The sequence below is a fragment of the Polynucleobacter sp. es-MAR-4 genome (assembly GCF_018882055.1).
Taxonomy (GTDB): Bacteria; Pseudomonadota; Gammaproteobacteria; order Burkholderiales; family Burkholderiaceae; genus Polynucleobacter.
Genome location: NZ_JACVPF010000001.1, coordinates 1,115,857 through 1,136,349, shown reverse-complemented (window position 1 = coordinate 1,136,349; position 20,493 = coordinate 1,115,857). Strand labels below are relative to the sequence as shown.

The following is a 20,493-nucleotide window of genomic DNA, read 5'->3' as shown; positions in this document are numbered from 1 at the left end:
TCCGGGTCAGATAAAAGTGGCTTATTGCCAATACAATAAGAGATTCTAGAGATTAATCCCGGTTAAGCAATGCAATCTAATGGTTTATCCCAGCCTTACACCCGCGGTCAGGCACTTCCTGAGCTTCTGAAGCAGCGCATTCTGATTTTGGATGGCGCGATGGGCACCATGATTCAGCAATACAAGCTCAATGAGGCCGATTACCGCGGATTACCAGCTAACAAGCGCTTCGAGACTCATCCTGGCGATATCAAGGGCAATAACGAACTCTTGGTGCTTACTCAGCCTCAAATCATCAGCAAGATCCATGAGCAGTATTTGGACGCTGGTGCAGACATTATTGAGACCAATACTTTTGGCGCCACCTCGGTCGCACAAGAGGATTACAAGATGGCCGGCTTGGCACGTGAGATGAATGTCATATCCGCTCAACTGGCACGTGCTGCATGTGAAAAATACTCTACGCCAGATAAGCCACGTTTTGCAGCGGGCGCAATTGGACCCACTCCAAAGACGGCCAGCATTTCTCCGGATGTAAATGATCCGGGTGCGCGCAATGTGACATTTGATGCATTACGAGCTTCCTATCGTGAACAGATTGAGGGCCTCTTTGAAGGCGGCGTTGACTTATTTTTAGTAGAAACTATTTTTGACACGCTCAATGCTAAAGCTGCATTGTTTGCGCTGGATGAATTCTTTGAAGAAACTGGTGAGCGTTTACCGGTGATGATTTCAGGAACAGTGACCGATGCTTCTGGTCGTATCTTATCTGGACAAACAGTCGAAGCGTTTTGGAATAGCTTGCGTCACATTAAGCCGCTAACTTTTGGTTTGAACTGTGCTTTAGGTGCAGCGCTGATGCGACCTTATATTGCTGAGCTTGCTCGCATTTGCGATGCCGCTGTTTCTTGCTATCCCAATGCAGGTTTGCCTAATCCAATGAGTGACACTGGCTTTGATGAAACTCCAGAAATTACTTCTAGTCTTGTTGATGGTTTTGCAAAAGATGGCTTAGTCAATCTCGTAGGTGGTTGCTGTGGAACGACGCCAGACCACATTCGTGCGATTGCTAACGCGGTTGCTAAGCGCAAGCCACGTGCCTTCTACCGTGAGAGTGCGGAGGTTTCAGCATGAGCAAGACTGAAAAATTAATACCAGCGATGAAGCTCTCAGGCTTAGAGCCTTTTAATGTCACGCCTGAAGTCGGTTTTGTAAACATTGGTGAGCGTACTAACGTTACAGGCTCCAAAGCATTTGCGCGCATGATTTTGAATAATCAATTTGATGAAGCCTTGGTAGTTGCAAGACAGCAAGTTGAGAATGGCGCTCAAGTAATTGACATCAATATGGATGAAGCGATGTTGGATTCTGAAGCGGCGATGACGCGCTTCTTGAATTTGATTGCTTCAGAACCAGACATTGCTCGTGTGCCGATCATGATTGACTCCTCCAAGTGGAGTGTGATCGAGGCAGGCCTGAAATGTATTCAAGGTAAGCCGATTGTTAACTCAATCTCCCTTAAAGAGGGCGAGGAGCCTTTCAGAAAACAAGCACGTTTGATTCGCCGTTACGGCGCAGCATCTGTGGTGATGGCATTTGATGAGGTGGGTCAAGCGGATACCTTTAAGCGTAAGACTGAAATTTGCCAGCGCTGCTATCAAATTCTTGTGAATGAGATTGGCTTCCCAGCAGAAGATATTATTTTTGACCCCAATATCTTTGCCATTGCGACTGGTATTGAAGAGCATGACAACTACGCAGTAGATTTCATCAATGCGACTCGCTGGATTAAAGAAAATCTACCGGGCGCGAAAGTGAGTGGCGGTGTCTCCAACGTCAGCTTCTCTTTCCGCGGTAACGATCGCGTACGTGAAGCTATTCATACTGTGTTCCTGTATCACGCTATTCAGGCGGGCATGGACATGGGCATTGTCAATGCCGGCCAGCTTGGCGTTTATGCAGATCTAGATCCTGAGTTGCGTGAGCGTGTTGAAGATGTGGTGCTCAACCGCTTCAAAGAAAAAGATGGTAAGACTCCAACCGAGCGCTTGCTGGATATTGCTGACCAATTTAAGGGTGGTGGCGCCAAGCAGGTAGAGAACCTGGCGTGGCGTGAGGCCCCTGTGCGTGAGCGCTTAACCCACGCTTTGGTGCATGGCATCACTACTTTTATTGAAGAAGATACAGAAGAGCTACGTGCCCAAATTATGGGTGCAGGCGGCCGTCCAATTGAGGTTATTGAAGGCCCTTTAATGGATGGCATGAACGTTGTTGGTGACTTGTTTGGCGCCGGCAAGATGTTTTTGCCTCAAGTAGTTAAAAGTGCGCGGGTGATGAAACAAGCAGTAGCGATTCTGATTCCCTATATTGAAGAAGAAAAGCGTCTACATATTGCTTCTGGTGGCGAAGCGAAAGCCAAAGGCAAGATTGTGATGGCGACCGTCAAAGGTGACGTGCACGATATTGGGAAAAATATTGTGACAGTGGTGTTGCAATGTAATAACTTTGAAGTTGCCAATATGGGCGTAATGGTGCCTTGCGCAGAAATTCTGAAGCGTGCCAAAGAAGAAAAGGCAGATATTGTTGGCCTTTCTGGTTTGATCACCCCATCTCTAGAAGAGATGACTTATGTTGCTCAAGAGATGCAACGTGATGATTATTTCCGTGAGCGTCAAATTCCATTGATGATTGGTGGTGCTACTACCTCTCGTGTGCATACTGCAGTGAAGATTGCGCCCCATTACGATGGTCCAGTAGTTTATGTACCTGATGCCTCCCGCTCTGTATCGGTAGCATCGAGCTTGCTATCGGATGAAAGTGCTAAGAAATTTATTCAAGACCTGCGCGATGACTATGTACGTATTCGTGAGCAGCATGCCAATAAAAAAGCATCTCCAACTATCTCGCTAGAAGCGGCACGCAAGAATCGAGAGCTGATTGATTGGGCTAGCTATGTGCCTGAGAAGCCTAAATTTATTGGGCGTCGCGTCTTTAAGAATTTTGCTTTAAGTGATATTGCTAAATACATTGACTGGACACCTTTTTTCCAGACTTGGGATTTGGCTGGCAAATTCCCGGCAATCTTAGATGACGAAGTTGTTGGCGTAGAGGCTTGTAAAGTCTTTGAAGACGGCCAGGCACTATTGGATAAATTAATCAAAGGTCAGTGGTTGCAGGCTGATGCGGTAGTCGCTTTCTATCCAGCAAACACGATAGGCGATGACATCGTCTTGTATAGCGACGAGTCACGCGAGCATCCATTATTTGTTTGGCATAACTTGCGTCAGCAGTCTGAACGCCCTGTAGTTGACGGTGTTCGCCGACCTAATCGTTGCTTGGCAGATTATGTGGCGCCAAAAGATTCTAATGTGGCTGATTACCTCGGTTGCTTTGCTGTGACGACTGGCCATGGTGTTGAGAAAAAAGTAGCTGAGTTTCATGCAAAGCATGATGACTACAGTGCAATCATGTTGCAATCCTTGGCGGATCGCTTGGCTGAAGCATTTGCAGAGTTAATGCACCACCGTGTTCGTACTGATCTGTGGGGTTATGCGACCGATGAGATGTTGACGAATGATCAAATGATCAACGAGGAGTACCGCGGCATCCGTCCGGCGCCAGGCTATCCAGCTTGTCCTGCGCATGAAGTCAAAAAAGATTTACTGCGCGTGATTGGTTCGGAAGATATTGGTATGACCTTGACTGAATCGATGGCCATGAACCCAGCTTCTAGTGTTAGCGGTTTTTACTTGGCACACCCAGATGCGCGTTATTTCAATGTGGGCAAGTTATCAACAGACCAGATTGAAGATCTTGCTAAACGTCGTAATGAGTCTGTTGAAGATATCCGTCGTCAGCTGGCAAGCTCTATAGACTAAGTTGGATTTGGGTGGGGAGGAGCGGGATCAGGTACTTAAACGCCCCACATCACCGGCTCATCCTTCGCTTTAGCCTGCTTCATGAGCTCTAAGAAAGGGTAGGCACGCTGTCCTAGCCTGTCGGCCAGCTTCGGTTTTTCAGTATTTTCTGCATCTGCCGTATTACTTTTAGCCCGCTCTTCAAGGTCTTTCAGAATGGCGGTTTCTAAGGCGATGATGAGGGCTGGCAGTTGCTCAACCGTCAAAATGCCTCTGGACTCTAATGGGCGGCCCAAAATTTCAAAGATTCGCTGGGTCAGATCAGCCAGCATGATGACGTCTGGACCTGCTTTGGAGCGAAATTGATAGATCATTTCGATAGCTTACCACCTGATAAACTCACTTATCTATGTTGTTAACTAATAAAAATCGTTTAATTCAAATGCTGAGCGCAGCCCTGCAGGGTTTGGCTCAGGAGCGTGGTTTGGGTGATGCCCCTGCGCCTCGTTTGGAGCGCCCTAAAGCGGTAGACCATGGCGATGTCGCTTGCAATATTGCTCTTCAGCTATCCAAAGCTTGGAAGCTGAATCCGAGGGAGTTGGCGCAAGCATTGGTTGAGCGTCTGGAGCAGCAGCCCGGCTATAGTGACCTCATCGCGTCTTGCGAGATCGCGGGCCCTGGATTTATTAACTTTCGCTTGAGCAATGCCGCTAAAACTGCAGTGGTGCAAGAGGTCCTCACGGCAGGATCCCAGTTCGGTCAGCTAGCACCAGAAGCGGCCCCAGTGTCCAGCGCCATGATTGAGTTTGTATCCGCCAATCCCACTGGACCACTACACGTTGGTCATGGCCGTCAGGCTGCACTCGGCGATGCCTTGGCAAACCTATTGGCAACGCAAGGCATTAAAGTGCACCGCGAGTTTTATTACAACGATGCTGGGGTTCAGATTGCGAACTTGGCGCTCTCAGTTCAGGCTCGATTAAATGGACTTAAGCCAGGCGATGCGGCTTGGCCAGAAAGCGCTTATAACGGTGAATACATTGCGGAGATTGCAGCTGCCTTTAAAGCTTCGCCTGGATATAAAGACGAGCTTGAAGCTATTCGTCAGTTTGCGGTTGCGTATTTGCGCAATGAACAAGATATCGATTTAAAAACATTTGGCGTGAAGTTTGATTGCTACTACCTAGAATCTTCTTTGTATACCGATGGTAGTGTTGCAAAAATTGTCGAAGAGCTGCAGGGCATTGGCAAGACCTACGAGTCTGAGGGCGCACTTTGGCTGAAGACGACAGATGATGGCGATGATAAAGATCGCGTCATGCGAAAGTCCGATGGTAGCTTTACCTACTTTGTGCCGGATGTCGCCTATCACACCAGTAAATGGAATCGCGGCTTTGAAAAGGTGATTAACGTGCAAGGCAGTGATCACCATGGCACGATCGCCCGTGTGCGCTCAGGCCTACAGGGCGTGGCTCAGAAGCGTGGTTGGGATATTCCAAAAACGTATCCAGAGTACGTATTGCATAAGATGGTGACGGTGATGCGCCATGGTGAAGAAGTCAAAATTTCTAAACGTGCAGGCTCCTATGTGACTGTGCGTGATTTAGTTGAGTGGTCTGGTGGTGTGACGCCAGAGATGACCTCTGATGAGCGTGAGTTAGCGCTTCAGCGTGGGCGAGATGCTGTACGTTTCTTCCTCATTTCCCGTAAAGCTGATACCGAATTTGTATTCGATGTGGATTTAGCCTTGCAACAGAATGATGAAAACCCTGTGTTCTATGTGCAATATGCTCATGCGCGTATTTGCTCAATCTTGACTCAATGGGGTGGACAAGCTTCTGATCTGAAGGGTGCAGACCTCTCCCTATTGCAAAGTAAAGCCTCAGATCATTTATTACGACGCTTAGCTGAATATCCAGAAATGCTTACTGATGCAGCAGCAGACTTGGCGCCACATGCTTTAGCTTTCTACTTACGTGATTTAGCGGGAGACTTCCATACTTTCTATAACGCGGACCGCGTTTTGGTGGATGACCCTGCACTTAAATTGGCTCGTCTCGCCTTACTTTCGGCGACTCGTCAAGTGCTTGAAAATGGATTAAAAGTATTAGGTGTATCAGCACCCGCTAAGATGTAAGCTGTAGTTCTTGCTAGCGCTTAAGAAGTAAAAAGAAGGATGGGGACACGATGAAAAAAAACAATCAACACGCCGGCTTTACTCCAAAGACAGAGGCTTTGAGTCCAGAGTATGGCGGCACTATTCTTGGTTTTATCTTAGGGCTTGGAGTTGGTCTGGGTGTTGCGTTTGTTATTGCCTTTTATCTCTCAAAAAATACACCCCAAGAGCGCCCTGGAGTTAGAGCCCCCAATCTTCCTTTAACTATTAAATCGGGATCAGCCCCAGCTGAAGGGGAGGCTGCTGCCCCAGCGGAGGCGCTAGACCTGAATAAGCCTTTGCAAGGCAAGTCTGCAGCACCTGCCGCTAATGCGCCAGATCCCATTGCTGATTTGGCCAATGGCAAAAAGCCAGCTGATGCAGCCTCGACTCCCGTTGCAAAATCGGACGCTATTTATTTCTTACAAGTAGGTGCGTTTAATAAGCGCGCGGATGCAGATGCGCAAAAAGCCAGTTTAGCTATTCAAGGTATTCAGTCTCAATTAAGTGAGATCACTAGTGAAGGCAACACGCTATGGCGAGTACGCGTTGGCCCCTATAACAGTGTTGAAGATAGCAATCCTGTGCGCGATAAGTTAAATGGCATGGGCATTAAACCAAGCGTTATTAAATCAAGCAAATCATGATTACATTATCTAAGTCTAAGAGAACTTTTTTATCTGCAGCTATTCTTGGATTAACTTTTTCCTTTTCAGGTTTTGTTACTGCCCAAAGCGCTAAGATCGAAGAGGGATTCGATTACCGTATTCTGCCTACTCCTCAGCCGGTTGAATCTAAGGGTAAGGTCGAGGTCATCGAATTCTTTTGGTATGGTTGCCCACATTGTTATGACTTTGAGCCAGAGTTAAATGCTTGGCTTAAGCGCCAACCAAAAGATGTGACCTTCCGCAAGGTGCCTGTTGCCTTCCGTGATGACTTTATGCCACACAGCCAATTGTTCTATGCTTTAGAGGCTATGGGCAAAGGTGAGGCGATGAATGACAAAGTGATGTACGCCATGCATAAAGAAAATAAGCGTCTCATGACAGAAAATGAGATTGCGGATTGGGTCGCCTCTCAGGGCATTGATCGCAATACTTTCTTGGCTACATACCGTTCATTTGCAGTCGTATCTAAAGCCCGTGCAGCAAGACAGATGGCTGATGCTTATCGCATTGATGGCGTACCAACTATTGTGATGCAGGGTCGCTACGTGACCTCTCCATCGATTGCTGGAACCAAAGCTAAAGCGATTGCAGTGATGGATTACTTGGAGCAAAAAATCCGCAAGGATAAGTACAAGTAATTCAGAGCCTTAGATTTTGACGAAGCGTCGTACGATCCAGAAGTACAGCGGGTAAGGAAGGATTCTGAGGAGCTTTAAGAATCCTGAAAACCTCTTAGGGAAGTGAATATCAAATTCTCCAGCTTGAAGTCCTGAGAGAATTTCTTTTGCGGCCTCATCAGCAGTAATGAGTGCTGGCATTTCAAAATCATTCTGTGCAGTCGCTTCGGTTGCTACAAACCCTGGTGAAATCATGTGCACACTCAGGCCCTGCGGCAGTAAGTCGTAGTACAGGGTTTCGCAGAAGTTAATAATTCCTGCTTTGCTCGGCCCATAGGCTAGGGCTTTCGGTAATCCACTATACCCAGCTACGCTACCAACGATGGCAATATGACCGGCATGCTTTTTGAGCATATTGGGTAAAACAATGCTCACTGCCCGCATAGGGCCAAGGAGGTTGGCATCAATTGTTTTCTGCGCAACTTCAAACTCAAAATTATCAGCGCGTAAGGGGGTGTATACGCCCGAAACAAACAGCAGCAGATCCAAGCCGCCCCAGGCCTCTAAGATTCCCTGGTAGGCAGAAATGAGTTGTTCTTGATGAGTGACATCTAGCGGCAAGACTAAGGCCTGCCCCGGTTCTGCGGATTGTGCGATGGAATTGAGTTTCTCAGCACGACGACTAGAAAGAGCAACTCTTGCGCCCGCCTTGATAAAGGCTTGTGTACAGGCCTCACCAATTCCGCTGGAAGCGCCAATGATCCAAATACGTTGATTTACAAATGAATCAAATCCTTTTTGTTTCATGGGCGCAGGGCATCGCTTGAGTGAATGGCATCTTGGTGTTTGAGGGTGTATTGCACGACATCGATATTCTTTTCAGAGAATCCAGCGGCGCAATACATGAGATAGAAATTCCACAGTCGGATAAAAGCCTCGTCAAAACCAAGGCGATAGATTTCTTCAATCTTGTGATTAAAGCTGTCACGCCATAGGCATAAGGTTTTGGCATAGTCAGCACCGAATGCAAACTCTGACTCAACCTCTAAACCCGCATTAGCTGCAGCAGCCTTAAATTTAGAGGGCGATGGCAACATACCGCCTGGGAAAACGTATTGCTGAATAAAGTCGGTGCTATGACGATAGCGATCAAATAAGTCTTCTGCAATGACGATAGTTTGGATGCAGGCTTTGCCACCTGCCTTGAGACGCTTTGCAACGGTTTGGAAATATTCACCCCAATGGTTTTCACCAACCGCTTCAAACATTTCAATGGAGGCAATGCCATCAAATTGTTCTTCACAGTCCCGATAGTCTTGAAGGCGTACCTCGAATTTCTGTTGATTGCCCGCTTCTGCATTGACCTTTTGAAGTCTAGTGTCCGCAAAAGCTTTTTGCTCTGTCGACAAAGTAAGGCCGGTCACTTGATTGCCATTACGTAAGGCTTCTTCCATAAAGCCACCCCAACCACAGCCAATCTCTAGAAGTTGGTCGCCAGGTTTAGCATGAATAGAGTCCAATATGCGGTTGATTTTTGCACGCTGTGCATCCACTAAGGATTGCTTATCTCCCTCAGAGAACCAAGCGCTTGAATAGCTCATCGACGGATCTAGCCATAGGGTATAGAACGCATTGCCTAGGTCATAGTGCGCATGAATATTTTTGCGGCTTCCAGATTTGGAGTTATCCCTAAACCAATGTCTCAGGCGATACGCTATGGAGCCCAACCAACTGCCATAGATTGCCTTTTCTAAAATGGTGCGGTTCCGAATAGCTAGCTCTAGAACAGACTTGAGGTCTGGCGTATTCCACTCGCCTCGAATATAGCTCTCGGCAAAGCCAATATCGCCATGGGATAGTACTTGTTTAAATACAGACCAATCTAGCACTTGAATTTCTGCATGCAGTTGGTCTGAATTGTCTCCAAACTCCCTTACCTCCTTGTTTGGTAATGTAAGAATCAAATGTCCGCTACGCAATTGCGAGAGCAGACCTAATAAAGTTTGTGTGCTCGCGCGATATTGTTGCTGCTTAGACTCCCGCTTCTCGGGGCGGGAGAATGTAAGTCGAGACAGTAGGGATTGACCGGGGCGATTCATCGAGTAATTTCAAGTTCTGGTGGTTTAGGTTTTGAATAAAAGGGTACTCCTTTTAGCCACAATTTCAATGCCTGCCAGTGAATCCGGCCGATGACACCCAGGCTCATTAGCGGGTACCTCAAGAAGGCAAGATAGAGGGTGCTTTTACTTAGTGCCTGAGAAAGGCCGCTGATACTGGTATTGATCAATGGGGCGCCATCTTCATGCAACTCAATTCGGCAAACGATATTCCGCTTTGAATGGCTATCCTGGGGAAATAAAAAGCGGAAGTGGTATTCCCCGCGAACGTCACAGAAAGGCGATACATGGAACACCTTCTTGCTGACTAGCGTCTCACCAGATTTCAGCGCTTCTCCAGAGTCGTGATGGAGTAGGTAGCAGTGTCTTTCGCCAAAGGTGTTATTCACCTCTGCTAGCACTGCTTGAACCTGACCATCAGCTCGGGTACAGATCCAAAAGCTAACAGGATTAAAGACATAGCCGAGTACGCGCGGGAAGGTTTGTAGCCAAATCTCGCCATCAAGATACTGGATCTTGTTTTCTTCAAGAATCGACTCTATCCAGGAAAGGCTATCCCCTTTGCCTAACCCATGGTCTTGATCGAAAAATGAAAAAAGTCCGAAGCGATTGTCTCTAAGACCATGTTTGCTGAGTAACGAAGGATTATTCCTGCGCATGCGCATTGGAATAGATAGAGTAAATACACCGTAGCCAAAGGCATTTTTAGCGGGACGAAAGCGCCGATGTCTTACCGATCCAAAGTTAATCGTTGGCACATTCATTTACTGTACATCTTTAACGGAGCTGGATTTAACGCGATGAGAGATGCTCTCCATTAGATCCATTGCCACTAATTCACCAGAGCGAAGACCATCTTCATGAAAACCAAACCCAGTCCATGCGCCGCAATACCAAATTGACGAAATACCCTGAATCAGAGGGAGTTCTTTTTGTGCCTGTACCGCACGCATGTCAAAAACTGGATGTGAGTAATGAATTTCTTCATGCACTAATCTTGGGCTTGGATCAGTCAGTGGATTTAAGCTCACAATAATCTGCGTGCTTTTGAATGCCTCAGGCAGAGGCTGCAGACGGTTAATTAAATAATTGACGCTGACGTGTTGTTGTGCGGTTGGTGTTGCACCAGATTTTGCAGTGTAGTTCCAGGCCGCCCAGCAGCGCTCGGTAGCTGGCAAGAAGTTGATATCAGTATGCAAAATTGCACGATTCTTTTGATAAGGAATCGAGGCCAAAATGTTGCGGGCATCTTGACCAATGCCATGAACTAACTCTAAAGTTTGATCGCTATGGCATGCCATAACTACTTCATCAAACAGGTATGACCTAGAAGCGGTAATCACCTCAACCGGAGAATTTTCGCTTTGACTCGCATTCACACGAGAAACAGATTCACGTACAAATTGGACGCGGTGCCTCTCCAAAGCTGCCACAAGGAGCTTGACATACTCTCTTGATCCGCCTTTAACAGTAAGCCATTGCGGACGATTTTGGATTTGCAAAAGGCCGTGGTTGTGGCAGAAGCGCACCATAGTCTGAATTGGAAACTCTAGCATCTGCTCAACAGAGCATGACCAAATAGCGCCAATCATGGGTAAAAAATAATTTTCTCTAAAGCTAGTGCTAAATCGATTTCGATCTAAGAAATCTTTAATGCGTTCATCTGGCTCTGAGTATTCCAGCTTCGAAGTGATTTGTTCTTCTGCGAGTCGCGTAGCAAGACGGTTAAAGCGCAAGATGTCAAAAGCCATTCTCCAAAATGAAAACGAGAGCAAATTAGATCGTTGCCCAAAAAACGAATTGAGATCGTTACCGGCCCATTCAATTTTTTTCCTGCGCCCAGTTTTTTCGCTAGCATCAATCGATACTGAGAAGGACATTTCTGATGGCGCAATCGGAACCTGAATTTCTTCAAATAGACGAACTAAGCGAGGATAAGTTTTCCGATTGAATACTAAAAATCCAGTATCAACACCATGGGTCATCTTGCCTTGACAGGTTTTTAGTGTGAGATCGACTGTATTACTGTGACCACCTATATGATTACCACCCTCGAATACGGTGATATCTAAATCCGGGTGTTGTCTTAATGCATAGGCGCATCCCAAGCCAGATATACCGGCGCCAATGATGGCAACTTTTTTCTTTCCCACTAAATTTTCTCTCCAAGAAGTTTTTCTATCTCGCCAGTAATGCTGCTGCTTGTTGGTTTGGTCATGCTGCCATATGAGTCCACAACATTGCCGTTGCGATCAATAAGGTATTTATAAAAATTCCATTTAGGAGTTGTACCAGTTTTGGCAATGAGCATCTTAAATAAAGGATTGGGATTACTGCCACTGACTGAGCTCTTAGCAAACATGGGGAACTTCACGTCATAGGTATTTTTACAGAAGTCGGCAATATCTTTATTACTGCCTGGCTCTTGCTGCCCAAAATCATTTGATGGAAATCCCAATACAACTAAGCCACGATCTTTATATTTGGCATACAGTTTCTCAAGGCCTTCATATTGACTGGTAAAGCCACAAAAACTGGCCGTATTAACAACCAAAACAACCTTCCCCTGGTACTGGCAAAGGTTTTGCGGTGCTTCATCCTGCAATCTTGGAAATGTGTGGGACAGCAGGGGGCTGCAGCTGGTCGATGCTGGCGGGGCTGCTTTTGCGAATTGCATTGCCGGTAGCAACAAAAGTAGTGCCAGTAAGTAGCGCGGCATAGTGCGAATCATCTTGAACCTTTTGGTGGGGCTGGGATGTCCAAGTCTAAGACATTCTGGCAAATATCGTTGAGCCGAGCTCAATGCCATTAAGATGGCGATATGAGTTCTCTACCTTTACCTACTTTTGAGTCCAAAGTCTGCGCCCCAGCAGAGTTAGAGGCTCGTATTGCTGCTCTTCCAAGACCGCTAGTATTTACCAATGGTGTTTTCGATATCCTGCATCGCGGACATGCCAGCTATTTGGCTCAAGCGCGCGCCTTAGGTGCTAGCTTGGTGGTGGGGGTCAACTCAGATGCCTCAGTAAAGATGCTAGGTAAGGGTGATGACAGGCCTATCAATACCGAGGCTGACCGCCAAGCTTTATTGGCGGCACTAGAGAGTGTGGATTTGGCGGTGCTATTTACAGAGCAGACCCCGGTGAATCTGATTGCCAAAATTCATCCGGATATCTATGTCAAGGGTGGAGATTATGAAATCGATACTCTTGAAGAAACCCGTTTAGTGAAGACATGGGGTGGTAAAGCGGTTGCAATTCCATTTTTATATGAGCGCTCTACAACGACTCTGTTGGGTAAGATCCGAACTAGCTAAAGATTTTGTAAGAGCCAAGCCCAAAGCCCACGTAGTACCAAACCTTCAATCGTCTCAACAGGAAGTGCTGCCAGTTCTGGAAACTGCTTAATTTCATTTGCCAAAATTTTGGCATTACCACCATCAAGCCAAATTCGCTCTACAGGATGATTCATAGTTTTAGCTAAATAAGCTGCGCGAAGTATCGCTCCTAATTGCGCCGCATCACAACCACCGGTAATTGCTTCATCCGTTGCTGTGCCAAAGCTTGCTTGGGCTTCAGGATTGCTGGCTCGAACGGCTAGTGGGAGTTGGGCTGTATTTTGTTGAAGGCTTTCTTGCATTAAACCAAGACCTGGCAGGATCCAGCCGCCATAATGAAGGCCATTGCCACCTAGTAAGTCAATGGTGGTGGCTGTCCCGGCATTAATTACCAATGTGTTGGTATTTGATAGTGCTCTTGCGCCAATCAGCGCAGCCCATCGATCTGCACCCAGCTTGCTTGGATCTTGATAGAGTGTTCGTAGACCATCGTAAGAGCTGCTGCCTGTGAATTGCTTCCACTCAAGGTCTTGCCATTGCGGAAAGAGGCTACGTAGATTTTCAATAGCGGCATCACCTGCTACACAGCAAAATGCAATTGCATCTGGCTTTGGCAATGTTTTAGAAATGTAGTCAGATAGCTCGGCGCGTAGCTCGGGAGATTGAAAAGATTTAGTGCTAATCGATCCAGAATAAGCCCATAGTTTTTTGTTGCGGTCCGAAATGTTTTGTGTAGATTCGACAGCGGCCCACTTCAGTCGAGTGTTACCAAGATCAAATACTAAATATAGACTCATGATTGAACTCGCAAAGAAACATCGCCTGCATGAATGGCAACCGATTTGTCGTGCTGTTTGAGAATAAGTGCACCAGCGTCATCAACTCCGGAAGAAATTCCCATGAGGGATTCTTTGCCAGCGCCCGATATGCAAACAGACTGACCATTGAAGGCATCCCACTGCGTCCAGGAATTTTTAAAATAGCTAAAGCTATGTTGTTCAAATTGAGTCAAATGTTTTTCAAATGACTCGATCAGTTTTAACCAAATGAACTCAGTATCAGGAACCGGCGCTTCGTGAGACATCAGTTGATCTAAGGCAGAAACTCCGAAAGGGGATTTCCCTTCCAAGCTCTTCTCAATCAGCGCTCCATTGCGTAAATTCAGGCCTAAGCCGATGACCATCCAGGTTGGTGACTGTGGATTGTTTTGTCCGCCTTCAATCAAAATGCCGCCAAGCTTGGCATTATTCAGCAGTAAATCGTTGGGCCACTTCAGTCGCAGACCTTGTTGATGCAGAGCCTCCTCAGTAGTTCCTAAAGCCATGGCAATGCCGGCAATCACTGCGAGGCCAATCACTAGACTAAGGCCGCTGAGTTCATTCGGGCGCTTTTGGAAAGGGTGGGCAAATGAAAAACACAAAGTGTCTTCAGGGTTAGAGAGCCATACTCTTCCAGCTCTACCCTTGCCTGAGGTCTGCTCATAGGCAAAGCGAGCAACGGGATCAATTAATTCTCCGGCACGCCAACGAGCCAATAAATCATCATTGGTTGATTTGGTGGTGGCTACCCGCTCTAGGATGCAATTCGAACTCATTTTCCTATTGTAGAAAGATCTGGCCAGGCTGACCTAGAATGGTGGAATGCATCACGAAGATCAGAGACCTCGCAAGTTTGTTTGGCCCCTCCAAGCTATGCCTTTAGCCAGAGCCATTAGTTTGAGCTATGCGCTTTTAATTGTCTATGTCAGCCTAAACCCCTTTGATTTTCACTTTGATAATGGCATTGCGGCATGGGCATGGTTAGCTGCTCCTTTGCCCCGCTTTATTACGCTCTTCGATGTCTCAGTCAATATCTTGGCCTATATCCCCCTGGGATTCTTGCTGGTCTTTGCCTGTTACCCACGTTGGCGTAATTTCGTCGCCCTAGGTATCGCCTTGAGTTTTAGTGCGGCACTGGCTTTTAGTGTGGAGTCCTTGCAAACTTGGCTGCCAACTCGCATTCCAAGTCAAATGGATTGGTGGGCTAATGTATTGGGTGGCTTGATGGGTGGCTTATTAGCAATTCCCTTGGGCCCCCAGTGGCTTTCTGGAAGTGCGGTACGCCGTCGTTTTGACCAGTGGTTTGGTTTGAACTGGGCTGCTTGCGCCTTGTTTCTGCTCTTCCCCTGGGCTCAAATCTACCCTCAGAGTTCTTGGTTGGGCACGGGGGTATGGGGACATGCAATTTTTGCCTCAGTCGACTGGGGGACTATGGTGGTGAATCATGTAGTCCAGGAATGTGTCATTACGGCGGTATGTTGGCTTGGTACGGGGCTTTTATTGTCCCTGGGTATGCGCGCAAAAGCGCCCCAGTGGAAAATCTTAAATAGCCTGCTTTGCTTTACTGTTTTGGTAAAAATTGCCTTTACTGCCTTGCAATTCGGGGCGGCATTTAGTTTACTTTGGCTCACAGCAGGAGCTATTTGGGGGATGGTGGTGGGAAGCCTGCTACTTAGATGGGCCCTACGACTTTCTGTGGGCAATAAGGCCTGGCTTGCAATTGCTTGCTTGGTAAGTGCCACTCTGGCGATCAATTTCTTGCCGGACAACCCCTACTTCAATTTGACATTGCGGCACTGGTACCAAGGTCGACTATTACACTTTAATGAATTAATGCAATGGGTTTCAGTAGTATGGTTGCCATTAGCTTTATTTTGGGTGCTCAGAAATAGGGCCACCTTTAATTCGAAAACTTAATTGAGATTGCATATGAGCTTTAAGCACCATGTTTTTTTCTGTCTAAATCAGCGTAAGAATGGCGAAGATTGTTGTGATCGTCATAACGCATTTGCATTATTTGAGTATGCAAAAAATCGCGTGAAAGAGTTAGGTCTATCTGGCCCAGGAAAAATCCGTATTAATAAAGCGGGATGTTTAGATCGCTGTGCTGACGGTCCAGTAATGGTGGTTTATCCAGAAGGTATTTGGTATACCTTTGTAGATGCTGAGGACGTTGAGGAAATTATCCAGTCACACTTGGTGCAAGGTCGCCCAGTAGAGCGCCTACAGTTAGTTTAAAAAAATTTCAGAAGGTTTCCCCCAATGAATAGCCGTACAAAAATAATTCATATTGATGGCGTAGTAGGTCAAATCGAAATGTCGATTGATCTTCCTGATGAATTAAAAAATAACCCTGATTTCTTAGTTAGAGGTTTAGCTCTGGTTGCCCACCCCCATCCACTCATGGGCGGAACAATGGATAACAAAGTTGCACAAACCATGGCACGCGCGTTTAATCAATTGGGTTACGTCAGCGTCCGTCCGAATTTTCGCGGAGTGGGTGCTACAGCTGGTGTTCATGATGACGGTGTTGGCGAAATGGAAGACTTGCTACACGTCACTGATTGGATGCGCACGCCTTCAAGCTGGAATCAATTTGAAGCGACTTCACAACAAGCATGGATACAAACTGCAAATACTTTACCTTTAGTCGTTTCTGGTTTTTCATTTGGAAGTTTTGTTGGCACCCATTTAGTGCAACGCTTGTCAGAGCTGGGACGCCCAGCTGAGCGACTTGTCATGGTGGGTAGCGCAGCAGGTAAGTGGGTTCTGGCACCAGTACCCGCTGATACGATTTTGATTCACGGCGAAGTGGATGAAACTATTCCTTTAATCGATGTTTTGGATTGGGCGCGCCCTCAAGAATTAACTGTTCAAGTAGTGCCTGGGGCCGATCATTTTTTCCATCGACGTTTACATTGCATCAGAAATATCATTACAAGCGCCTGGTTAGGCATGCCCGATCACCGCAATCAATAAAGAAAAAGAAAATAGAGAAAGATAAAAATGACTGAAGATAGAAATGACTGAAGATAGAAAATCCCTCATTGAATATCCATCAGAGTTTCCGATTAAGGTAATGGGCAAGACTAACCCAGAGTATTTGCCTGCGATCTTGCATATTGCTCGTCAATTTGATCCTACGCTTGATGAGAGCAAGGTTGAGCAGCGACCTTCTAAGGATGGAAATTATCTCGGTATTACTTTGCCAATTACTGCTACTAGTCGTGAGCAGTTAGATGAGTTGTATCGCACTTTATCCACGCATCCTTTGGTGAGTGTTGTCCTCTAAATTATTTCCATGAGTTTTTTGGTAAAACATTTAGGGATAGCTGACTACGAGTCAACATATCAAGCGATGCGGGATTTTACGCAGCAGCGAGATAGCAATACTTCAGATGAAATTTGGATTCTGGAGCATCCGCCAGTATTTACTTTAGGTTTGGCGGGAGATGTGAGCAACCTCCATTCCCCTAGCAATCAAATTCCACTAGTGCAGGTGGATCGCGGTGGTGAGATTACTTATCATGGGCCTGGACAAATAGTGGTGTATCTGCTGCTGGATCTGAGGCGTTTGGGAATTTTTGTAAAAGAGCTTGTCTCCCGAATTGAGCAGGCTTTAATTGATACCTTAGCGGATTTTGGTGTTCAGGCAGAAAGACATGCTGGTGCACCCGGCATTTATATTGCCCAGGACAGTGGGGCTTCGTTGGAGTATCGGGGTGCCAAGATTGCTGCTTTAGGCCTCAAAGTCTCTAAGGGGTGCTCTTATCATGGGCTAGCCCTGAATGTATCGACTGATTTGGCCGCTTTTGCCCGTATTCACCCATGTGGCTATGAGGGCTTAAAGACGGTGGATATGCAAACGCTTGGTATCAAGGACAATATAGACATTATTAGCCAGACCCTATTAGGGCATTTGCAAAAGCAACTGATTCCATCATGACCACCAATAAGCCGGATCTCGATACCGCAGCTACTAGTAATAGTCGCCAGGACCTTAATTACGATGCTTCGCGCAAGCAGAAGTCGAGCGAAAAAACTGCGCGTATTCCGATCAAGATTGTTCCCTTAGAGCAGGTACTCAAAAAGCCAGATTGGATTCGAGTCAAAGCTGCTTCTGGAAATTCCCGCTTTAATGAGATCAAAAAAATATTGCGTGAGAATGAGTTGGTTACGGTGTGCGAAGAAGCAAGCTGCCCCAATATTGGTGAATGTTTTGGTAAGGGCACAGCCACCTTCATGATCATGGGTGATAAATGTACGCGTCGTTGCCCATTCTGTGATGTGGGACATGGCAGACCAGATCCCTTGGATACTAAAGAGCCTGGTAATTTAGCGCGCACGATTGCCGCCCTGAAATTAAATTATGTGGTGATTACTAGCGTGGATCGTGATGATTTGCGTGATGGTGGAGCCATGCATTATGTCGATTGCATTTCTCAATCACGCGACCTTTCTCCAAATACACGTATTGAAGTTTTAGTTCCCGATTTTCGAGGCCGTTTAGATAAGGCTTTAGATATCTTTTCTGAGCATGCGCCACAAGGCCTGCCTGATGTCATGAATCACAACTTAGAAACAGTTCCGCGCTTATATAAAGAGGCGCGACCCGGGGCTGACTACGCACATTCTTTAAAGTTGCTGAAAGATTTTAAAGAGCGCTTTCCGCATATTCCAACCAAGAGCGGTTTAATGGTTGGCTTGGGGGAAACTGACGAAGAAATTTTAGAAGTCATGCGCGATATGCGTGAACACAATATTGATATGTTGACTATTGGTCAGTATCTAGCTCCTTCCGGACATCACCTGCCAGTTCGTCGCTATGTGCACCCCGACGTCTTTAAGCATTTTGAAGAAGAGGCATATGCAATGGGCTTCTCACATGCTGCCGTAGGTGCGATGGTGCGCTCTAGCTACCATGCAGACCAACAAGCTCATGGGGCTGGTGTTGTCTAAATCTATGCTCCAAAATTTTGGAGTAGTTTTTGCATTTGCATTTGCATTTTTACTTTCTGCTTGTAGTCCCAAGTTAGATTGGCGGACTGTGCAGGCCCAGCAAGAGGGTTATAGCGCTTTATTTCCGGGCAAGCCAGAAAAGATTGAGCGGAAACTCTCATATCAAAATCAAGAAATTCCACAAACTTTAGAAGCGGTAAAGATTGAAGATGATATTTATTCGGTGAGCACGATTCATCTGGCTAAAGATCAAGTTGCTCTAGCACCTAAATTATTGGAGCAACTGCAAAACAATCTTTTTAATCGCGCAAAGGTCAATGCAGAAAGCGCAGTTAGCTCTGATGCCTCTTATCAGGCAGCAAATCGCCAGCGCCTCTCCGCTAAGGATTATTTTTTAGAATTCAAATCCACTGGTGCAGTAGAGCAGTCAATGCGCGTCCGTTGGATCACTAGGGTGACGCCAGATAATGGGGTATGGATTTATCAGGTTTCAGTTTTGCATGCTGCCCCAGCAAGAGTGGATGCAAAACAATTTTTCTCTGAAGAGGCCTACTCAAATTTCTTTGATGAGTTTCATCCGGAATAGTTTCCAGATGAGACTGAAATTCTGGTTAAGACTTTTCTAAAGCAGCTACTTTAGCTTCGAGGGCTTCTAGTTTTTCTCTGGTCTTGGCAAGCACTTTAGATTGCAGATCGAACTCTTCGCGAGTAACTAAGTCCATTTTTTGAAAACCTTGATTCATCATCGCGCGCACATTCTTCTCAATCTCTTGTGCGGGTGAGTTGCGAATAGCATCCCCAACCTTGTTTTGCATATCGCTAGCAATCCGCTGAATTTGTTCTAGGATTTCGCCTGGTTTTTGCATAATGCCGCCCGCCGTTCTGTTGAGAGTTGCTTAAAAGATACAGAACCTATTTTATGTTGTTGGGCTAAAAACAGGCAAAACCAGCCAAAAATGCTGCAATTGCAGCAAAATGACCCAAATTGGTGCAAATATACGCACTAAAGGTGGGCATAAGCCTTATTTAGGGGAATTGCACCAAATTGAAAGGGCTGCCGAGATTCATGATCACTCCATGCAATAAAGCATTTATCCCTTTTTCATTACACACAGCAAGGAGCAACACATGAAAACTATTCAAAAGACAGCCATCGCTCTCGCAGCATCTGGCTTATTAAGCGGTCTAGCTACTCAATCGGCAATTGCTGCTGATGCTCCAGAAGTAAGCCCGGTAACAGCCAACGTTACTGTAACGAACGACTACCGTTATCGTGGTATCACTCAGTCAAACTATCAGCCAGCGATTCAAGGTGGCTTTGATTACGCTCATGAAAGTGGCCTCTATATCGGAAACTGGAATAGCTCGATTAACTGGGTTGGCAATGCAAATGCCAATACTGTGAATGCGCCAATTGAGATGGATTTCTATGGCGGCTTTAAGAAAGAATTGATTGCCCCAGGTTTTGCATCTGACTTCGGTGTGTTGCAGTACTACTATCCGTCAAAAGGTTCATATTCAGCAACTGTTAATGCAAATACAACAGAGTTGTATGCGGCACAGAACTTTACTTTTGGCCCATTAACCGGATTTGTGAAAGTGAACTATGCCTTAACAACTATTTTTGGTACGCCGAATAGTGCTGGATCCGTTTATCCTGATTTGACCGTGAACTATGACACTGGATTTTGGGGTATCTCTGCAAATGGTCACGTGGGTTATCAGTATGTCGCCGGTCAACCAAACACATCTGGTCCTTTAGGGCAGCCATATAACAATATTAGCTATACCGATTGGAAGCTTGGGCTAACTAAAGATTTCGGTGGTGGCTTAGCTCTCTCAGCGTCATATGTTGCTACTAATGCAAATCCTAATTACTGGAATACATTTACTGGAACAGGTAATGCTGCCAATAGTTCTGCCGGTCGTGGTGGTGCTGTAGTTGCCCTTACAAAAACTTTCTAATTC

General features: G+C 46.2%; 23 protein-coding genes. 14 read left to right on the top strand and 9 right to left on the bottom strand.

Going from position 1 to position 20,493, the window contains the following annotated elements; genetic code table 11:
• Positions 1-69 precede the first annotated feature (69 nt).
• Positions 70-1,134 carry a homocysteine S-methyltransferase family protein gene (locus tag ICN16_RS05740; RefSeq protein ID WP_216135402.1) on the top strand — a complete coding sequence of 355 codons (1,065 nt, stop codon included), beginning with the start codon at positions 70-72 and terminating at the stop codon, positions 1,132-1,134.
• On the top strand, positions 1,131-3,878 hold the full coding sequence (gene metH, locus ICN16_RS05735; RefSeq protein WP_216135400.1) for a methionine synthase: 2,748 nt from the start codon (positions 1,131-1,133) through the stop codon (positions 3,876-3,878). The genes ICN16_RS05740 and metH overlap by 4 nt, the downstream gene beginning before the upstream one ends.
• A gap of 35 nt (positions 3,879-3,913) precedes the next feature.
• Here the strand turns inward: metH and ICN16_RS05730 are convergent, their stop codons facing one another.
• Positions 3,914-4,231 carry a DUF1840 domain-containing protein gene (locus ICN16_RS05730; protein WP_216135398.1) on the bottom strand — a complete coding sequence of 106 codons (318 nt, stop codon included), beginning with the start codon at positions 4,229-4,231 and terminating at the stop codon, positions 3,914-3,916.
• Positions 4,232-4,266: 35 nt separating this feature from the next.
• On the opposite strand from ICN16_RS05730, the gene argS reads away from it, so the two are divergent.
• From argS to ICN16_RS05715, 3 genes are read left to right on the top strand one after another with little or no spacing between them, the layout of a single operon-like run.
• Positions 4,267-5,994: an arginine--tRNA ligase gene (gene argS, locus ICN16_RS05725; protein WP_216135394.1), complete on the top strand. Its 1,728-nt coding sequence runs from the start codon at positions 4,267-4,269 to the stop codon at positions 5,992-5,994.
• A gap of 50 nt (positions 5,995-6,044) precedes the next feature.
• The gene (locus ICN16_RS05720) at positions 6,045-6,659 is read left to right on the top strand and encodes an SPOR domain-containing protein (RefSeq protein ID WP_216135392.1); all 615 of its coding nucleotides are present in this window, start codon (positions 6,045-6,047) and stop codon (positions 6,657-6,659) included.
• A complete protein-coding gene (locus tag ICN16_RS05715) occupies positions 6,656-7,318 on the top strand; it encodes a thiol:disulfide interchange protein DsbA/DsbL (protein ID WP_216135389.1) in 663 nt (220 codons plus the stop codon). Before ICN16_RS05720 ends, ICN16_RS05715 begins: the two co-directional genes overlap by 4 nt.
• Before the next feature lie 9 nt (positions 7,319-7,327).
• On the opposite strand, the gene ICN16_RS05710 is transcribed toward ICN16_RS05715, so the two are convergent.
• The 5 genes from ICN16_RS05710 to ICN16_RS05690 are packed head-to-tail and all read right to left on the bottom strand — an operon-like array spanning position 7,328 to position 12,145.
• Positions 7,328-8,104, bottom strand: coding sequence for an SDR family oxidoreductase (locus ICN16_RS05710; RefSeq protein ID WP_216135386.1), 777 nt, complete (start codon positions 8,102-8,104; stop codon positions 7,328-7,330).
• Positions 8,101-9,396 carry a cyclopropane-fatty-acyl-phospholipid synthase family protein gene (locus tag ICN16_RS05705; RefSeq protein ID WP_216135382.1) on the bottom strand — a complete coding sequence of 432 codons (1,296 nt, stop codon included), beginning with the start codon at positions 9,394-9,396 and terminating at the stop codon, positions 8,101-8,103. The genes ICN16_RS05710 and ICN16_RS05705 overlap by 4 nt, the downstream gene beginning before the upstream one ends.
• A complete protein-coding gene (locus ICN16_RS05700) occupies positions 9,393-10,178 on the bottom strand; it encodes a DUF1365 domain-containing protein (RefSeq protein ID WP_216135380.1) in 786 nt (261 codons plus the stop codon). Before ICN16_RS05700 ends, ICN16_RS05705 begins: the two co-directional genes overlap by 4 nt.
• Positions 10,179-11,567 carry an FAD-dependent oxidoreductase gene (locus tag ICN16_RS05695; RefSeq protein ID WP_216135376.1) on the bottom strand — a complete coding sequence of 463 codons (1,389 nt, stop codon included), beginning with the start codon at positions 11,565-11,567 and terminating at the stop codon, positions 10,179-10,181. It lies immediately after the preceding gene.
• Positions 11,567-12,145, bottom strand: coding sequence for a glutathione peroxidase (locus ICN16_RS05690; RefSeq protein WP_216135373.1), 579 nt, complete (start codon positions 12,143-12,145; stop codon positions 11,567-11,569). Before ICN16_RS05690 ends, ICN16_RS05695 begins: the two co-directional genes overlap by 1 nt.
• Positions 12,146-12,235: 90 nt before the next feature.
• Between ICN16_RS05690 and rfaE2 the strand changes: the two genes are divergently transcribed.
• On the top strand, positions 12,236-12,727 hold the full coding sequence (rfaE2, locus tag ICN16_RS05685) for a D-glycero-beta-D-manno-heptose 1-phosphate adenylyltransferase (RefSeq protein ID WP_216135371.1): 492 nt from the start codon (positions 12,236-12,238) through the stop codon (positions 12,725-12,727).
• Here rfaE2 and ICN16_RS05680 read toward each other — a convergent pair.
• Both ICN16_RS05680 and ICN16_RS05675 read right to left on the bottom strand, forming a co-directional pair.
• On the bottom strand, positions 12,724-13,545 hold the full coding sequence (locus ICN16_RS05680) for a type III pantothenate kinase (RefSeq protein ID WP_216135370.1): 822 nt from the start codon (positions 13,543-13,545) through the stop codon (positions 12,724-12,726). The two genes, rfaE2 and ICN16_RS05680, sit on opposite strands and share 4 nt — an antisense overlap.
• Entirely contained in the window at positions 13,542-14,342 is an 801-nt protein-coding gene (locus tag ICN16_RS05675) for a biotin--[acetyl-CoA-carboxylase] ligase (RefSeq protein ID WP_216135369.1), read from the bottom strand. Before ICN16_RS05675 ends, ICN16_RS05680 begins: the two co-directional genes overlap by 4 nt.
• 46 nt (positions 14,343-14,388) lie before the next feature.
• Between ICN16_RS05675 and ICN16_RS05670 the strand changes: the two genes are divergently transcribed.
• The 7 genes from ICN16_RS05670 to ICN16_RS05640 are packed head-to-tail and all read left to right on the top strand — an operon-like array spanning position 14,389 to position 19,111.
• The gene (locus ICN16_RS05670; RefSeq protein ID WP_216135368.1) at positions 14,389-15,483 is read left to right on the top strand and encodes a VanZ family protein; all 1,095 of its coding nucleotides are present in this window, start codon (positions 14,389-14,391) and stop codon (positions 15,481-15,483) included.
• A 12-nt stretch (positions 15,484-15,495) separates the two neighbouring features.
• Positions 15,496-15,804, top strand: a complete 309-nt coding sequence (locus tag ICN16_RS05665) for a ferredoxin (RefSeq protein WP_216135367.1) — start codon at positions 15,496-15,498, stop codon at positions 15,802-15,804.
• Between the two features lie 24 nt (positions 15,805-15,828).
• Positions 15,829-16,545: an alpha/beta hydrolase gene (locus ICN16_RS05660; RefSeq protein WP_216135366.1), complete on the top strand. Its 717-nt coding sequence runs from the start codon at positions 15,829-15,831 to the stop codon at positions 16,543-16,545.
• Between the two features lie 43 nt (positions 16,546-16,588).
• Entirely contained in the window at positions 16,589-16,858 is a 270-nt protein-coding gene (locus ICN16_RS05655) for a YbeD family protein (RefSeq protein WP_114654086.1), read from the top strand.
• A gap of 9 nt (positions 16,859-16,867) precedes the next feature.
• On the top strand, positions 16,868-17,512 hold the full coding sequence (lipB, locus tag ICN16_RS05650) for a lipoyl(octanoyl) transferase LipB (RefSeq protein WP_216135365.1): 645 nt from the start codon (positions 16,868-16,870) through the stop codon (positions 17,510-17,512).
• Positions 17,509-18,525, top strand: coding sequence for a lipoyl synthase (lipA, locus tag ICN16_RS05645; protein ID WP_216135364.1), 1,017 nt, complete (start codon positions 17,509-17,511; stop codon positions 18,523-18,525). The genes lipB and lipA overlap by 4 nt, the downstream gene beginning before the upstream one ends.
• Positions 18,526-18,529: 4 nt before the next feature.
• Positions 18,530-19,111 (top strand): hypothetical protein, encoded by a 582-nt coding sequence (locus ICN16_RS05640; protein ID WP_216135362.1) that lies wholly within the window; start codon positions 18,530-18,532, stop codon positions 19,109-19,111.
• A gap of 25 nt (positions 19,112-19,136) precedes the next feature.
• Here ICN16_RS05640 and ICN16_RS05635 read toward each other — a convergent pair whose 3' ends face one another.
• Complete coding sequence (locus tag ICN16_RS05635; protein ID WP_015422110.1) at positions 19,137-19,391, bottom strand: accessory factor UbiK family protein; 255 nt, start codon at positions 19,389-19,391, stop codon at positions 19,137-19,139.
• Positions 19,392-19,653: 262 nt separating this feature from the next.
• Between ICN16_RS05635 and ICN16_RS05630 the strand changes: the two genes are divergently transcribed.
• On the top strand, positions 19,654-20,490 hold the full coding sequence (locus ICN16_RS05630; RefSeq protein ID WP_216135360.1) for a TorF family putative porin: 837 nt from the start codon (positions 19,654-19,656) through the stop codon (positions 20,488-20,490).
• Positions 20,491-20,493 lie beyond the last annotated feature (3 nt).

Excerpts from the sequence above, each read along its gene's own strand:
- ICN16_RS05705 (WP_216135382.1), bottom strand. The coding sequence starts at position 9,396 with ATGAATCGCCCCGGTCAATCCCTACTGTCTCGACTTACATTCTCCCGC.
- ICN16_RS05635 (WP_015422110.1), bottom strand. The coding sequence starts at position 19,391 with ATGCAAAAACCAGGCGAAATCCTAGAACAAATTCAGCGGATTGCTAGC.
- ICN16_RS05640 (WP_216135362.1), top strand. The coding sequence starts at position 18,530 with ATGCTCCAAAATTTTGGAGTAGTTTTTGCATTTGCATTTGCATTTTTA.
- argS (WP_216135394.1), top strand. The coding sequence starts at position 4,267 with ATGTTGTTAACTAATAAAAATCGTTTAATTCAAATGCTGAGCGCAGCC.
- rfaE2 (WP_216135371.1), top strand. The coding sequence starts at position 12,236 with ATGAGTTCTCTACCTTTACCTACTTTTGAGTCCAAAGTCTGCGCCCCA.
- ICN16_RS05680 (WP_216135370.1), bottom strand. The coding sequence starts at position 13,545 with ATGAGTCTATATTTAGTATTTGATCTTGGTAACACTCGACTGAAGTGG.
- metH (WP_216135400.1), top strand. The coding sequence starts at position 1,131 with ATGAGCAAGACTGAAAAATTAATACCAGCGATGAAGCTCTCAGGCTTA.
- ICN16_RS05630 (WP_216135360.1), top strand. The coding sequence starts at position 19,654 with ATGAAAACTATTCAAAAGACAGCCATCGCTCTCGCAGCATCTGGCTTA.
- ICN16_RS05665 (WP_216135367.1), top strand. The coding sequence starts at position 15,496 with ATGAGCTTTAAGCACCATGTTTTTTTCTGTCTAAATCAGCGTAAGAAT.
- ICN16_RS05715 (WP_216135389.1), top strand. The coding sequence starts at position 6,656 with ATGATTACATTATCTAAGTCTAAGAGAACTTTTTTATCTGCAGCTATT.
- ICN16_RS05700 (WP_216135380.1), bottom strand. The coding sequence starts at position 10,178 with ATGAATGTGCCAACGATTAACTTTGGATCGGTAAGACATCGGCGCTTT.
- ICN16_RS05740 (WP_216135402.1), top strand. The coding sequence starts at position 70 with ATGCAATCTAATGGTTTATCCCAGCCTTACACCCGCGGTCAGGCACTT.
- ICN16_RS05730 (WP_216135398.1), bottom strand. The coding sequence starts at position 4,231 with ATGATCTATCAATTTCGCTCCAAAGCAGGTCCAGACGTCATCATGCTG.
- lipB (WP_216135365.1), top strand. The coding sequence starts at position 16,868 with ATGAGTTTTTTGGTAAAACATTTAGGGATAGCTGACTACGAGTCAACA.
- ICN16_RS05720 (WP_216135392.1), top strand. The coding sequence starts at position 6,045 with ATGAAAAAAAACAATCAACACGCCGGCTTTACTCCAAAGACAGAGGCT.
- ICN16_RS05660 (WP_216135366.1), top strand. The coding sequence starts at position 15,829 with ATGAATAGCCGTACAAAAATAATTCATATTGATGGCGTAGTAGGTCAA.
- ICN16_RS05655 (WP_114654086.1), top strand. The coding sequence starts at position 16,589 with ATGACTGAAGATAGAAAATCCCTCATTGAATATCCATCAGAGTTTCCG.
- lipA (WP_216135364.1), top strand. The coding sequence starts at position 17,509 with ATGACCACCAATAAGCCGGATCTCGATACCGCAGCTACTAGTAATAGT.
- ICN16_RS05670 (WP_216135368.1), top strand. The coding sequence starts at position 14,389 with ATGCATCACGAAGATCAGAGACCTCGCAAGTTTGTTTGGCCCCTCCAA.
- ICN16_RS05690 (WP_216135373.1), bottom strand. The coding sequence starts at position 12,145 with ATGATTCGCACTATGCCGCGCTACTTACTGGCACTACTTTTGTTGCTA.
- ICN16_RS05710 (WP_216135386.1), bottom strand. The coding sequence starts at position 8,104 with ATGAAACAAAAAGGATTTGATTCATTTGTAAATCAACGTATTTGGATC.
- ICN16_RS05675 (WP_216135369.1), bottom strand. The coding sequence starts at position 14,342 with ATGAGTTCGAATTGCATCCTAGAGCGGGTAGCCACCACCAAATCAACC.